General features: G+C 38.9%; 14 protein-coding genes. 1 reads left to right on the top strand and 13 read right to left on the bottom strand.

The window, feature by feature from the left end:
• Nucleotides 1-12: 12 nt before the first annotated feature.
• The 8 genes from NSS87_RS10995 to NSS87_RS10960 form a co-directional block, all read right to left on the bottom strand.
• Nucleotides 13-1,251: an ABC transporter permease subunit gene (locus NSS87_RS10995; protein ID WP_339247014.1), complete on the bottom strand. Its 1,239-nt coding sequence runs from the start codon at nt 1,249-1,251 to the stop codon at nt 13-15.
• A 12-nt stretch (nt 1,252-1,263) separates the two neighbouring features.
• Entirely contained in the window at nt 1,264-2,154 is an 891-nt protein-coding gene (locus tag NSS87_RS10990; protein WP_339247011.1) for an ABC transporter ATP-binding protein, read from the bottom strand.
• Nucleotides 2,155-2,205: 51 nt separating this feature from the next.
• Nucleotides 2,206-2,991 (bottom strand): hypothetical protein, encoded by a 786-nt coding sequence (locus tag NSS87_RS10985; RefSeq protein ID WP_339247009.1) that lies wholly within the window; start codon nt 2,989-2,991, stop codon nt 2,206-2,208.
• Nucleotides 2,927-3,523, bottom strand: coding sequence for a sigma-70 family RNA polymerase sigma factor (locus tag NSS87_RS10980; RefSeq protein WP_283911284.1), 597 nt, complete (start codon nt 3,521-3,523; stop codon nt 2,927-2,929). Before NSS87_RS10980 ends, NSS87_RS10985 begins: the two co-directional genes overlap by 65 nt.
• A gap of 53 nt (nt 3,524-3,576) precedes the next feature.
• Entirely contained in the window at nt 3,577-5,412 is a 1,836-nt protein-coding gene (locus NSS87_RS10975) for an ABC transporter ATP-binding protein (protein WP_339247006.1), read from the bottom strand.
• 14 nt (nt 5,413-5,426) lie between these two features.
• A complete protein-coding gene (locus tag NSS87_RS10970; RefSeq protein WP_339247003.1) occupies nt 5,427-6,680 on the bottom strand; it encodes an insulinase family protein in 1,254 nt (417 codons plus the stop codon).
• Between the two features lie 96 nt (nt 6,681-6,776).
• Nucleotides 6,777-6,992, bottom strand: a complete 216-nt coding sequence (locus NSS87_RS10965; RefSeq protein ID WP_283911281.1) for a hypothetical protein — start codon at nt 6,990-6,992, stop codon at nt 6,777-6,779.
• 66 nt (nt 6,993-7,058) lie between these two features.
• Complete coding sequence (locus NSS87_RS10960; RefSeq protein ID WP_339247000.1) at nt 7,059-8,609, bottom strand: radical SAM protein; 1,551 nt, start codon at nt 8,607-8,609, stop codon at nt 7,059-7,061.
• 470 nt (nt 8,610-9,079) lie between these two features.
• On the opposite strand from NSS87_RS10960, the gene NSS87_RS10955 reads away from it, so the two are divergent.
• Nucleotides 9,080-9,817, top strand: a complete 738-nt coding sequence (locus NSS87_RS10955) for a LytTR family DNA-binding domain-containing protein (RefSeq protein WP_283911279.1) — start codon at nt 9,080-9,082, stop codon at nt 9,815-9,817.
• An 881-nt stretch (nt 9,818-10,698) separates the two neighbouring features.
• Here the strand turns inward: NSS87_RS10955 and NSS87_RS10950 are convergent.
• The 5 genes from NSS87_RS10950 to NSS87_RS10930 form a co-directional block, all read right to left on the bottom strand.
• Nucleotides 10,699-11,442: an SDR family oxidoreductase gene (locus NSS87_RS10950; protein ID WP_042186935.1), complete on the bottom strand. Its 744-nt coding sequence runs from the start codon at nt 11,440-11,442 to the stop codon at nt 10,699-10,701.
• Between the two features lie 188 nt (nt 11,443-11,630).
• Nucleotides 11,631-12,221: a TetR family transcriptional regulator gene (locus NSS87_RS10945; RefSeq protein ID WP_339246997.1), complete on the bottom strand. Its 591-nt coding sequence runs from the start codon at nt 12,219-12,221 to the stop codon at nt 11,631-11,633.
• A 244-nt stretch (nt 12,222-12,465) separates the two neighbouring features.
• Complete coding sequence (locus tag NSS87_RS10940) at nt 12,466-13,377, bottom strand: alpha/beta hydrolase (protein ID WP_052404240.1); 912 nt, start codon at nt 13,375-13,377, stop codon at nt 12,466-12,468.
• A 68-nt stretch (nt 13,378-13,445) separates the two neighbouring features.
• Entirely contained in the window at nt 13,446-13,853 is a 408-nt protein-coding gene (locus NSS87_RS10935) for a MerR family transcriptional regulator (RefSeq protein ID WP_339246994.1), read from the bottom strand.
• A gap of 163 nt (nt 13,854-14,016) precedes the next feature.
• Nucleotides 14,017-14,445: a DinB family protein gene (locus NSS87_RS10930; RefSeq protein WP_042186929.1), complete on the bottom strand. Its 429-nt coding sequence runs from the start codon at nt 14,443-14,445 to the stop codon at nt 14,017-14,019.
• Nucleotide 14,446: the final 1 nt, after the last annotated feature.

Raw genomic sequence — 14,446 nt, 5'->3', positions numbered from 1 at the left:
GATTTATGCCTCCTATATAACCTGATGCTTTTTGAATGCCCGATAACTTAAAGGCAGCAATAGTGTTATAGTTATTACCGAGAATCCAACCATTATCTTATACTCAGGAATCAACTGCCACCCAAGTTGGAATACTTCATAACCTGTTATTTTACTAAAGCTGTCAAACATACTACCTGGCAGCAATTCTATAAGATGATTAAATAGACGACTATTTTTATTTTCAGGAATAAACTGGGTACCTACAAGAAGAATTCCAACGGCTATAATAACGGAAAATGAGTTGCCCATCCGACTGGAGAGCCAAAGTGTCAGCGCTCCCACCAATAGACAAGCAAGGCTACCGATAAGTACCGCCCACATATAGGTTTGCATCACCGTGTAGGGAACAGGAGCCAAAAATTTAATCATCTGCACGCTGGCATTCGCTCCATCGAATCCAAATACCCCTAGAATTAAGAATGTATAAACCCCAATTGCTAACACAATAAGTCCTACAGATATGATAAAGCTTGCTTTCAATTTGGCAGCGATGGCTTTGCTGCGACCATAACGAGTAGATAACACAATGGAGTCTGTTCCTTTCTGATATTCCCCTGCAAATACGGGAGCGAGACAGACCGCAATGACAAATGCAATAATTAGTAAGAGACTCGGCAAATTCTCAAATACATTTTTCCAACCAGTAACATAGTTCATTTGAAAAGGCACCGGAATTTCCTCATTCATTTTGGTGAAAAAAGCTTTCTCTTTGACTGTGTAATTGCTACCTGAGTCATTACTTTTTAAAAATCCTTGGACTTTTTCCATCCGTTTCTGGTAAAATTCCTTAACGTCTTCAGGATTTATTTTGTTTATAAGGTAAAAATCATATCCGCTTGCAGGAGAAAATGCATCTGTAATCAAAAATTGAATTTGATTATCCTTAACGTCATATTTGGCATTTGCTTCGACGGTCATCTCACCTTTTTCATCAAGGTTCTCAGGGTCACGAAGTAATTTTTGATGTCTTTTAACCGCTGCTTCCATCTTTTCTATGGTCAACGGACCGGCAAGCTGCCGATTGTACTCTCTTTCTAATTGGATAGCTGCCACTCCATTCAAGAACTTACCATCTTTTCCTGTGGTTTGTATATTTGCGACTAATATAATGGATAAGAATAACGCCGCCACTATCAAGATTACAATTCCTGCATAAAATGATTTTCGGCGCATGATCTTTCGCAGCTCGAAACGGGTCAATATATCCATAAGTCATGCCCCCTATTTTTCAATAGCCGTAATATCTTCTTCCTCCTGAAAATGGTATAAATAGAAGTCCTCCAGCGTTGGCACGACCGATGTCGCCTGCTCAATAGGTTTCTCTGCGGACACAATTCTCAGTTCCACCTGATCCCCTTCATGCCGCAAATTGCTTACACAATAACGGGCATTCCATTCCTCAGCCTCCCGGACTGGGATACGACATGACCATACGAAGCTCTTCATCGTTGCCGTCAGCTGATCCACCGTGCCAGCTGTCAGCAAACTACCTTTCTTCATTACAAGAATCTGATCAGCAATATATTCCACATCGGATACAATATGTGTCGAAAGAATAACAATCTTGTCCCTACCCAAATCGGCGATAAGGTTGCGGAAGCGGACCCGTTCTTTAGGATCAAGTCCAGCAGTCGGCTCGTCCAGTACCAACAAGCGGGGATCATTAAGTAGTGCCTGTGCGATACCCAGCCGCTGTTTCATCCCTCCGGAAAAAGTACGGATTTTTTTCCGAGCCACATCATCCAGAGCCACAGTGCCGAGTAGTTCTCGAGCTTTCCCTTTTGATGCCGCCAGCGTCAATCCTTTTAGCGAACCTATGTACCACAGAAATTCCTCTGCACTGAAATCAGGATAATATCCGAAGTCCTGAGGTAGATAACCAAGCAAATCGCGATAGCGTTCCCCCATACGACCAATTTCCTCATTGTTCATCTGTATCGTTCCCGAAGTAGGGTTTAGGATACCGCAGATCATCCGAAGCAATGTTGTTTTTCCAGCGCCGTTTGCCCCCAGTAAACCGTAGACACCATTGGTAAGTCGGATTGAGATTCCGTTTACCGCCTTTTTGGCGGAAAAATGCTTACTCACCTGATTTAAAGTCAGTTCGAGCATTCCAGACTTCCTCCTTTTATTCTCTATTGTTTTGACTTGTCTCACACAATCTTAAAATTGTATTCTTGAGGCCGTTTCCAGGCTTCTGCATGTCCTGCATACCCCTCGAGTCTCGTAAACAATTCCAACCGTAGAAAGCACCAGTAATACCTGCCATAATCCAGTTACTGATGATAAAAACAGTGAGAAGGAATAATTAAATGTAAATATAATCTGCACAATTACCAACAGAGCACAGTAAAGGAGACAATAATATCCACAATTTGATGTACGAATCCGGTTCAATAACCAAAGGGAACCAAGACAAGCAATATTGAAGGGCACCAGCAGATACAGTAGGAGGCTCAAAATCCCCGTCTGTATCCAAACATTCAATAGAACGGCCAGCAAGGTCAAGCCGATAAGATCCGCTATTCCAAGCAAACTCATACGCACCAGCGTCAGTTTCTCTAGTACATGCCGAGTACTTAATTCAATCTCCAGCATATGAAAGGTTAAAGATCGAGTCAGTGTCTGTAGCCCCGTGATCACCAGTAATGGAGCTGAAATAGATGCTAGCATGACAATTTGGATATTTCCGTGAGGATGATTATTGAAGTTATGCAGAAGTAACCCCATTCCAGCAACAATTAACAGCTGTAATGCCCATACCTTCCAACTGATGAAGCGAAGTTGAGCCTTATAGAACTCTGTAAATGAGGTTCTCTGTGTAGCCTGTGCTTGGCGCAGTTCTATAGCTGCCTCATGAATGGTCTCCTCTAACCGCCCCCGATCAACGGGAAACGAAGGGTAGTTTCTTAGTGTAGTTACTATGGACTGTCGCTGCTTCTTCTTCAACGAATTCACTCCTCTCCAAATAGCTTCTTAAAACAATTAGCCCACGCTTCACTCGATATTGAACCATGCATACATTTACTCCCGTAACACGAGCTATGTCGCGGAAGGTCATATCCAGACAAAACCGCATAAAAACCATTTCCCGCTGCTCTTCAGGGAGAAGTAGAAGCAGCTCATGAACCAGATGCTCTCCTTCTACTTGTTCTTCAATGGAGCCGTTTGGCTGTGAAAACGGTTTTTCTGCTTCCTCCACATGCACACAGCACAACGGATACCGTTTTTGCAGATAATCATTGCACAGGTGACGAGCGATTGTGTATAAGTATGCGAGGCATTTTCCTGCATTCTTATATCTGTCAATATATCTGCAAAATCGATAGAAAGTTTCTTGGGTCAGATCCTTCGATTCTTCCTCACTTCGAACCCTGTAGTAGCAATACTTCTGGATTCCGGGGTAATACCTTTCGATCAGCGGTGTTAAGTACTGCGTCTCCCCCTCATGTATTCGCCGGATCCACTCCACTTCATCCACTACGTCCCTCCTCTCTATTATGTTTAACTGATTTATACAGAAAAAAAATGAAGTTACATTGTGACTTTTTCGTGAAATTCTTCAGACGCTTCCTTTTCGTACGAATCTGCTTGCATCCTGTACAGACTCGCATACACTCCTTTTTTCTGGATCAGTTCGGCGTGCGTGCCTAATTCTCTTATCTCTCCCGACTGAAGAACAATGATGTTATTCACATCTCTGGTATTAACAAATCGATGAGTTACCATTATGCATAATCTACTGAATTTCATTTCCTGAAAACGCATGAAAATTTCATGTTCTGAGATCACATCCAATGATGCAGTTGGCTCATCCAGAATTAGTATAGCGGAGGGCTTCATTAACGCCCGCGTAATGGCCAGCTTCTGCCATTGTCCCAGCGATAAATCGACACTGCCGGACCATTCCTTTTTTAGTCTGGTCTCATATTTCTCAGGAAGTTGGGCAATAAATTCATCTGCTCCCGAGTTTTTTGCCGCGTCAATTATTTTGTCCAGATTGTTTACCTCTTCCAAATTTCCCAAACCGATATTAGTTTTTATATCAAAAGGATACTGTATAAAGTCCTGAAATACCGCGGCGACATTCAGAAACAAGCTCGAACGATTAAATTCACTAATATTTATACCATCTACAAATATTTCTCCTTCAGTTGGCTGGTATAAATTCAGTAGCAACTTAATAAACGTTGTTTTTCCGGATCCATTCAATCCCACAAGTGCGTAGGAATGTTCTGCTTCAAGCACCACATTGATATTCTTAAGTACATAATGATGCGTACCAGGATACCTAAAGGAAACTTGCCTAAATTCTATACGCTCAAATGGAGAAGGGAATTCCCTTTTTCCATCCTGATACTCTTCTGGGATCTCCAGCAAATGAAATATACTCTGCATATACAGACAATTCTCATAAGCCATCGATAATAACGAGAGAATATTAGATACAGCATTTTTTAGATTATCTACTGCGGTTACATACATTGTTAAAGATCCAATTGTTAACCTGCTGTTCACACAAATAATAATTACCAAAATCTTAATGATATACATTATCGCATTATCTATGATATCAACCAAGGATGTCTCTATTAAAAAACGCTTTCTAATTTTTGTATCCTCATGTATGTATTTCTCCAATATTTCAAGAATAGTCTTGGTGAGATATTGATCTGAGCGGGAAATTTTTAGTTCCTTGACATAATTATTTGTGATTAATATTGTTTTCAAATGCTTGATAAATCGATTTTGTTCAAACCGTTCGTTGAACACACCAAACCATTTGTTAAGAATTCTGATACTGATATAAAACATCGGGACTGCTGAAATAAGACATAGTAACACGATGGAAGATTTTAAAAACACAAGAATTCCTATAACACCAAAAAGAGTCGTAATATTATTTATAAAACTTACAATTGTTTGCAATATACTTATACTTCGATTCAACGACTGGTCACTAGACTTTTGAATTTGATTGTAAGTGTCGGAGTCATCAAAATCTTTCATATCCAAAGCCATTGTTTTATGCAAAATATTATCTGTTATAGCTTTATTCAATCGCGCTGAAAATAAATTCTGCACAAAATTTGACACTTTACCCAAGACGGAGCCTAGCAGTACAAGAAGAAAATTTACGGCCAACCATAAAAACATCTTTTTGAAAGAGGTAGAAGGAACAGACAAAATTTCAGTCGCCGCATCTATGAACTCTTTCCATGCCCATAACTTCCCTGGAACTGTCAATCCGATAAGTGTATCTATAAAAAGAATTGACAGAAAAGTAGCTGGACTTGTCTTCCAAAGAAGAACAATGGTTTTTGAAAAAACCATTAAATTTCGCTTCAATAGTTTTGCTTTTTTAATCAAGCTCATCATCACCTTTAGGTAGAGATTACTATTTTGCAAGGAGCATTCAAAATCCAGTTCTTGTAACTCATTAAATCGCTTACCTCTATTTTATCTAGCAATTCCTTTAACTGATTGTAATGTTCACACGTAATATGAATAGGTTCACCATAAAAAAAATGCGAGGATATATTTTGGAATAATTCAACTCTGCTAGGCTTTTCTGGTTCACACAAAAATGGAGAAATACTTTCTTTCGATGCTTTCAGTTTCTCTTCTGTGATCAATAATCGTTTCAAATAGTAAGCAACGTCTTCTGCAAAAGTAGATATTGTGTCATCTATGGAAATAAAGGTTAGTGTAAATACAGCATAATAAAAATAAGCTGACACATGCTTATCCTTTACTGAAACGTCCGAGCATCTATTAGCATAAGGGGAGACAGACACATATTCATCAATACTTATCTTTGTAATGATTTCAAATAACATCCTTGTCAATTTTTCTTTGAGATTCACTGATTGATAGGTTTGTTGATAGTAGAAATCTACGACTTTTAAATTAGTAGGATGCTCCAGTCTACAAATTGACAAGTTAAACTTTTGCTGTTCTACTCCGTAACTGATGCCTAACTCATGATGATTTAATGAATTAGGAGTTACAGTATCTACACATGGTATTGTTTGATTTAGATTTGATATAATTTCAGGCACCTGAAGTCCGGTAAAATATATTAGTGCTAAATTATCGTTAGTGTAGTTGTTTTGAATAAATGTGACCGCATCCTTCATCTGTAATTGCACAATCTCATCAACCTTACCTACCGGAAGCTCGTTGATCTGGCTATTAGTAATAAAAGAAATGAGTTCCTGTTGCCAGTACCACTGAGATCCTTTCTGTTTACATTCAGCCAATAGCTCTAATTTTGATATCTCAAAAGTCTTGTTAGTTATAATAGCATTACTAAGAATTATCATTAAAATCTGGTGGAACATATTGATATTATCCATGTGAGATGGAAAAGAGAACATTAGGACTGTTTGACCATAGTTAGTAAATCCTGATGAACGAATCTCATTAAAAATAAGGGAACTATTGCATGATGAAGGAATATACTTACGGTATGAAAGACATATATGTTCAACTAGATGAGCTATGCCATTTTTACCCGATGGCTCCTGACCACATCCAGCTTTAATACACACTATTACCAGTGTCTCTTCACATTCATCGTTAACAAAATATATTTTTTTTTCTTGTTGAAAAGATAAAGATAATTTAGGTTTCATTCCTATTCCTATCTCCTTAATAAGAGAATATAAATATATTAAATTAAAAGGTGAGCTAACATAAAGTTAGATCACCTTTTTCAAAATTCAATTCATTTATGATCCATTACTTGCTGTAGAGGTATTACGTTCTTTATTATCAGTAATATTGCTGTTGCATCCGCAGCCACAATCCGGAACACCCCACCACCATGCTCTGTCTCCAGTATTATCATGTTGATTAGGAGTGTCCACATTACATATACAGTTACACTTATGTGCAGCTGTCACAGCATCATCTTGATTACGAAACAAGGGATTGATTACTAACATGATCTATTCACCTCCTTTATTGTTAATTCATTTATATTGATCCTCATAATATGAGGAAAAATATCATCAATAAATTTCAGTATGTTCCAAGAATTCTAACTTTTCAGGTGAATTTTCCCGTAGTGTATGATAAAGGACCAAATCCTTGAGATGGACACTTCTGCGCAAATTACATTTTCTATTTTTTTCAACAGAATCAAATTTTTCTTCTGTATAGTTATGGGCATAACACACAGAGCACAATCTAATCGCCCAACAGTCTTGGCATTGCTCTATCGAACCTTCGGAATAGTCTTCAACATAATATTTTTTCAGACGATCAAAATCAATGCCCTCCACGATATTTCCTATGGAAGGAGAAGCGCCTACTCGTTCACAAACATATAGTTCGCCATTAGTAGTGATATAAAGTCTACGTGCACCAGGAGTACAGCAGCCATTAAACGGATAAAATTCACCGGGGGAATCCGTAAGATAACGCTTTTCTATGCTGATTAACGAGCTTTCAATACCAGACGAAGAAATGTCATTAATATCACCCCTAATGTCAGGACGAATCAAAGCACGTTCTTCCAACCACGACCACAAAGGATCCATGACCTGCGGATTAACATTATGATTGTTCTTCAGTTTTATTTCTGCATTAGGAAGACTACCTTCCGCAACATAACCAATGTTAATGTCTACGTTGGGAGGCAAGAAATCCAAATCTGCAAAAAAAGAGTTAATATCATTCAACTTGTCATGCGAATATGGGGGCGCAAATACAGCGTTAATGGAAAGTGCATTTTCACTTTTTGAAAACGAATCACTCATCAGCTTCAGGCCACGAATAGCCCGTGAGTAGCTGCCTTCACCATTAGCATATTTTCTATATGAATTCTGTACATATTCCGGCCCATCCAGACTACAAACAACCCCCATTCCTGGAACGAATGCCAAGTAATCCGCAATTTCTTTAGTCACCAAAGTCAGATTCGTAGTCAATGAAAAGGTTATTTTTTTTCCCTTTAGGGTTTCCAATGAATACTCGACTGCCCATTTCAATAAATCAAACTTCAGTAGCGGTTCTCCGCCATAAAAAGTAACGGCTATTTTCTCTCCAGAATGCTTTGCCGCATAATCAATACTTGCCTTCGCAATTTCCAGGCTCATATCACTATTGTTAAAATCTCTGTTCAAGTCGCAGTCTTCATTGTAAATGCAATATCCACAGCGCAAATTGCAACGACCGGTTAATTCTAGAATCACTTGAGATAACTCATTGTTAACCCGCTCCTCTAAAAGCTCGTTATGGCCAGGAGTATACAAACGGTCGGGCTTAAATGCTCGAAACAGATGTTCATCGACTACCGTTTGGCAAAAATCATTGATCGCTGAGATCGATATCCCTTGTACTCTCATCAATTCATTGACATTATTAACATCAGGTAATTCAAAGAGGGACTGCATGATCTTTAAGGCATCATCATCCAACTGCAGCACCTTTCCCGTTCCGGTGTCATAATAGTAGATATTCTGCCCCGTTGAGAAGAGCTTACCCAAACGATGAATCCCACTATAATGTTTTATTCCAAACAAACGCTCGATTTCCTCATGACACTTTAATGTACTCATTTTCCCACCTCTTTCTTAGAATCAATCTATATATTTCTAATCTCTCTACTACCATTTCATTTTCCAAATCATGTCATGTTCAAAATAAATACAGATAGCTGTGAAAAGACTTCTAGTTTCTCAGTTACGGCTGTAGTCCATAGTACTAGGAATTTCGTACTCAATACTGGTAATTTACTTTTAAATCAAAGATTCATGGGATTTTTTTCACAAAGTATTCTAGCAATATTGCCTCTTCCAAAATCAATATAACATATAAACTAATAAAATGGAAGCAATTGGATATAATTCCATTTCAAAGATATGAACAGCGTGTTTTTGATTTAATTTACATTTTTTGGATGAATTATCAGACATGAAACCGTTATCAATCAGTTTTTTGTTTAAACTAGTAAATTGCATTTAAGATAATCATTCTGGTATAATGACCACTAATTGGATTATTTCTCATATTAAAGGAGTTGATTTTGTTGTTGCATATAGCAGTATGCGATGATGACGAAAAAACGCTTCAGCAGTTCAAGAAATTTTTTTCAGAATTTTCAAAAAATTCTTCATCTATCTTTTATGTACAATATTTTCCGTCGGGAGAGGAATTATTATATTATTATAGTCTTCCCGGTCGATATACCTTCCACTTAATCCTTATAGATATCGAAATGTCCGGCATCAGCGGGATAGACACTATACTCAAAATTCGCGCTGAACCAGACTATAACGTCCAGATCATTTTTCTAGCTGATTCTCCGGAATATATGATCGATAGTTTTAATGTACAACCATTTTATTATCAGTTAAAACCCTTGGTTTACGAAACGTTCCAAGTATTATTGCAAAGAGCATTCGTATATATAAATACCGCCATCTACCCTCACATTAAGCTAAAAACAACGGATGGAGAGGTAATTCTACAAACATTTGAAATTATATCATTGGTCAAAGTAGATAAACTACATGTTAAAATAACCACCCTGGATCAGGTATTATATTCTGCGATAACATTGACTCAGCTCTCAGAAAGACTCGATATGAATTTCTATCAGATACATAAATCTGCCATTGTTAACCTGAAGCATATTCAAAAATTCACCTCCAGTAAAGTAGTAATGACAAACAAGGACATACTTCCTTTGGGTCGATTGTATAAGAAGGATGTGATAGAAGTTCATACGAGCACTCTTTGCGAACATACTTTTCAAAGAGTATAGTAATGATGTGAATACAAAGATCGGTCATTAGAATTCTCTTTTTCAAGTTATATTGGATCAGCATTTTTTCAACCACTTTAATTCAGCAAACAATCTTATACTTCCCCCTCAGAGACAGGCACATAATAAGAACGACAGTCTTTATTAAATTTCGGCTATCGAATTCTTATAATAGAAGTTGAAAATTACAAATTAAAAGCCAGAATATCATTAGGTACAATATTAGAAAAGAGACGTTGACTGTTTATATTGTTCACAGTGATGGATTTAAAGCCATCATGAACCATTCGTGATTATGCTTACAGCGATGAGAACCAATGGTCTCGTCGCTTCTCACTCCATTTGATTGATTTTGCACAGCACAAAGAGCCTATTGAGACGCTGCCAGCGACTTTAGACTTTAGTTGTGAGTATTCGAATTTCATCACCTTCAAGCACGTCCTCCTTATGTTATTTTTCAAGAGGGCTGAAGTTTCATTCTTGCTTTATCTTCATGATATATTAAATGGTCTCTAACATGTGTAATCCTGTCCTAAACAAAATTACTTTTACTCTTATATTTACTCAACACAATAACCGCCACAGTACTTAGTGTCGAGGCGGAAGTTCCATTTGATTTTCTTTTGTGCTAGATTGAATATGCCAATGGTATCAACACTATTCTTAGTTTGTTCGACACCGCTGCAGAAAAACACAGCGGTCTCTTTTCCAAATTCGCAGACATGACCGATGATTATACATTGATTATTTGCTACGTCTTTAACGATTCGATTTATAAGACATTACTCTTTGTATGTAAAGGGATGAGATAGGTTTGGTTCTCCAAGTGTAAACACCCATCCGATAAGCCATTTTACACATAAATAAAATTTTCTAACCTCTCAAATAAATCCGCCGTTCACACGAATCGTCTGGCCCGTAACCCACTGTGATTCCTTACTGGCTAGAAACAGTACTACACTCGAGATATCCTCAGGCTCACCTAAGCGTCCAAAAGAATTCATACTCCCAACATTCGTAATCTCTTCAGCTGACTTCCCAACTGTGAAAAGCTCCGTATTAACAGGACCTGGCGAAACCGCATTAATGGTGATTCCCTTTCGTCCAAATTCTTTAGCTAGCTGACGAGTGAATTGTTCCACTGCTCCCTTTGTTCCCGCATAAACGCTGTAGGTTGGGAACATCTGGCCTGTAACCGATGTCGAGAAATTAATGATCCGTCCGTTCTCACTCATATGTTTTGCCGCTTGCTGGCAAGCAAAAAAGGTACCCTTCACATTGATAGCGAACTGTTTGTCGAAGTCTTCTTCCGTCATACTCGCAATCGGCTTTGTGATCATAATGCCTGCGTTGTTAACGAGAATATCGATTTGTCCATAAGCTTCCAATGTGGCTTGGAATAATTGTTCTAGCTCTGCCACTTGGCTGATATCCGCTCGGATAGCGATAGCTTCTCCACCCTTTTGCTTAATTTCGTTCACAACTTCCTCTGCCTTGCTTGAACTGCTTGCATAATTAACAACAACCTTCGCACCATGTAACGCCAAGTTCTCCGCAATTTCCCGTCCCATACCTCTTGAAGCTCCAGTCACTAATGCAACTTTTCCATCCAAATTCTGATCCATCTTTTATTCCTCCTATTCGTTTACCTTTCTTGTTGGTCTGATTATAAATCGAACACTCGCAAATAACAAGTGACAATTATTATTTTTTGTCATTCAATATAATTGTTCTCCAGACGCAAAAAAACCTTCCGATCTTCATCAAAAGGTTTAGTCCATCATTTTTCTATTATGAAATATGCTATAACAATTTATGACGAAATTCCGGAAAGCATCAAATCCCAAACAGAGGCAAACTCCTGATCAATCGAACCCGACTGCCACTCTTTCGCATGAGCAGGATGATGAAATCGTGATGTTGCATTAAAAATAGCTCTTGCCGTAACCTCTGATTCCAATGTTTTAAACTCCCCGGTTTGTATACCTTTTTCAAGAATGCGTGCGAGTTGCCCAATTAATTGATCTACGTGTTGGGTAATCATATCTACGGCTTCTAAAGTTACAGAGGCGTACATAGCAAACATTTCGGAATCATCTACAGCATAGCTCCGTTTACTGCGAATTAGAGTATCTAACCACAGACGTAGCTGCTCTTTGGCATTCCCATCAAATTGCTCAGTAACGTCCTTCAATGGGGCTAAAATATTTTGATGCAACCATCTTTCGGTTACCGATTCGCGCAAAGCTGCTTTACTGGAAAAATGTCTATATAGCGTACCATGACTAACTTTCAGTACCCTCGCTACATCAACAACTGAAGTCTTATCCGGGCCAAAACGCCGGAGTACTTGTTCAGCCGCATCCAAAATGTTTTCTTTAGATAATGGAAGATCATTCGACATTGGTATTTCCCCTCGCTCTATTTCTGATGGTTCTTATCATAGCATATAATATTCAAAAACGAACTGACAATAATCTTACTTTGTCATTTGTAAAATCATTATCAGTATATACGTGCACAAACTTATCAAACTAAGATCCACATTTCAGTATCCAATTCTCATCAGCGGCTGAGTACTTACCATACCCCAACAACAAAAAACCTCCTTGATTTCTCAAGAAGGTTCATTTCTTTCATCTACTTACTCACTCGTCCAACTTCGCCCTAACAAACTTACCAATCTTCGTAATCGCCTGCTCTGCTTCTGGGAGCATGTACGCTAAGAAATGAAAAACACTCCACATATTATCCCATATTTCCAGTTCCACATGAACACCCGCTCCTCTCGCCCGTTCAGCCAACCTCGTTGAATCGCTTAATAGCACCTCATGGTCGCCTACTTGAACAAGTAAATCAGGCAATCCCTGCAAACTCATTCTTAACGGCGATAATATTGAAGCCCACTCGGTTCGAGTACCTACATATGATTCAAGTATCCGTTTATTCCCTTCCAAGCTACCTGTCGGATCAAGCTCCGCACGACTATGATACGATTCACCATCCAAATGAACAAGATCTGTATGCGGCGAGATTAAAAAAGCACCTGCTGGTAACTCGCTCCCCTCATCTCTCAAACTAATCAGTGTCATCAGCGCAAGGCTGGCTCCAACAGAGTCTCCTCCAAACACGATATCACTGGCAGAATATCCGTTCGCAAGCAACCACCGGTAAGCCCCTATACAATCTTCATTAGCGGCGGGATAGATATACTCGGGTGCAAGGCGATACTCAATAATTAGCACTTTCATGCCACTCGCCTTTGCAATTCGTGCTGCTAGATCCCGATAAAACTCACAGGTTCCTGAAACAAAACCACCACCATGAAAATAAAGAATCACTTTATCATCAGGTGGAGCTGCTTCCACAGGAATGATCCACTCTCCGCTTAATGGCCCAACCCTGACCCGCTCGACTGTAACATCCGTATGACTGGGCATATTCGCAGCCGCCTCAACCATTTCTTGCCGGATATGCTCTACAGACTTACTTTCAAACCGATTGTTTTGTTTCAGGTAATCTTTGATCGCTGCAAGCTGTTCTATACTCGTCTTTTCCATATCGATAATCCCTCCTACAGGTCTTTTCAACTCAAAGTGTAAAGCCTGTAGGTGACTACAAGGTCAAGTTAAGATTCCATTTTCAGGATTTCTAGCGTTGACTGTACTCCAGGATGTTTATCCTTGGCTAATAAATTTGTTCTCAAGTCTGCGAGAGAAGCAAGCTTTATCTCCTGCTTTGCAATTTCATTGCGGACTCGATCCATTTTTTTATCTACAACTTTCACAAAATCATCTATGCTAATGCCACTGCTTTCCGATTTTAACAATGCCTTTTTAATTTCCTTTAGGGTGAATCCACATTGCTTAGCATTATGTATAAACGTAAGTCGACTTAGCGCTTCTTCAGAATAAAGACGGTAGCCGGCTTCCGATCGTATAGGTGTACTAATTAGACCCAGTTCCTCATAATACCTCAGTGTTTCCATATTCACATTTGCCATCTTGGCCATTTGGCCTCGCAAGTATTCCGTCATGATATACGCCCCCTTGGAATTCCCTATATTATACCAAAATCCAGATAATACAGAGGGTATCAAAATAGAGCCAATAATTAATCGGGATCAATATAAAACTCCTTATCTACACACAAAAAAACGGCATTTCTGCCGTTTCCCATTGACTACTCTACTCTTCTACCTACAACACTTCACTTCGAATCGCATTTTTCTGTATTAGAGAAATCTGTCCGGCATGAATGCCTGTGTGATACATAAGTCTTCCTACCGCTTCAAGCGGAGTAGATGTGCCAAAAGACGACTCTACGCTTACATGCCAAGCATCTTCCGGAAGCTCCCGCATCGCTGCAATCAGATTCTCGTTGGAAGCAGACAGCAGATCCACCAGTTCACTTAGTGTAGTATATGCTGCGTCATCGGCTTGAGGTTTAGGTCTACCAAAGAACCACTCTGCAAACATAAATTCTACCTCGGCATTATGAGAAATCAATCCTCCGATGGATGAATTCCCTAATTTAAGATTTAAATCTTCTTCCGGCAATGCCTTCACCATTTTATGAAATCGCTCTTGAACCGCTTGCCAGATGGGCAGTACTGAAGTAATAGTCATC

Origin of the sequence: Paenibacillus sp. FSL F4-0243 (assembly GCF_037963295.1) — a bacterium.
GTDB lineage: Bacteria > Bacillota > Bacilli > Paenibacillales > Paenibacillaceae > Paenibacillus_AQ.
This window is presented reverse-complemented; position numbering and strand designations above follow the sequence as displayed.

Coding starts and splice junctions, on each gene's coding strand:
- NSS87_RS10995 (WP_339247014.1), bottom strand. CDS start 1,251: ATGGATATATTGACCCGTTTCGAGCTGCGAAAGATCATGCGCCGAAAA.
- NSS87_RS10990 (WP_339247011.1), bottom strand. CDS start 2,154: ATGCTCGAACTGACTTTAAATCAGGTGAGTAAGCATTTTTCCGCCAAA.
- NSS87_RS10970 (WP_339247003.1), bottom strand. CDS start 6,680: ATGAAACCTAAATTATCTTTATCTTTTCAACAAGAAAAAAAAATATAT.
- NSS87_RS10965 (WP_283911281.1), bottom strand. CDS start 6,992: ATGTTAGTAATCAATCCCTTGTTTCGTAATCAAGATGATGCTGTGACA.
- NSS87_RS10960 (WP_339247000.1), bottom strand. CDS start 8,609: ATGAGTACATTAAAGTGTCATGAGGAAATCGAGCGTTTGTTTGGAATA.
- NSS87_RS10950 (WP_042186935.1), bottom strand. CDS start 11,442: ATGGATCAGAATTTGGATGGAAAAGTTGCATTAGTGACTGGAGCTTCA.
- NSS87_RS10945 (WP_339246997.1), bottom strand. CDS start 12,221: ATGTCGAATGATCTTCCATTATCTAAAGAAAACATTTTGGATGCGGCT.
- NSS87_RS10940 (WP_052404240.1), bottom strand. CDS start 13,377: ATGGAAAAGACGAGTATAGAACAGCTTGCAGCGATCAAAGATTACCTG.
- NSS87_RS10935 (WP_339246994.1), bottom strand. CDS start 13,853: ATGACGGAATACTTGCGAGGCCAAATGGCCAAGATGGCAAATGTGAAT.
- NSS87_RS10930 (WP_042186929.1), bottom strand. CDS start 14,445: ATGACTATTACTTCAGTACTGCCCATCTGGCAAGCGGTTCAAGAGCGA.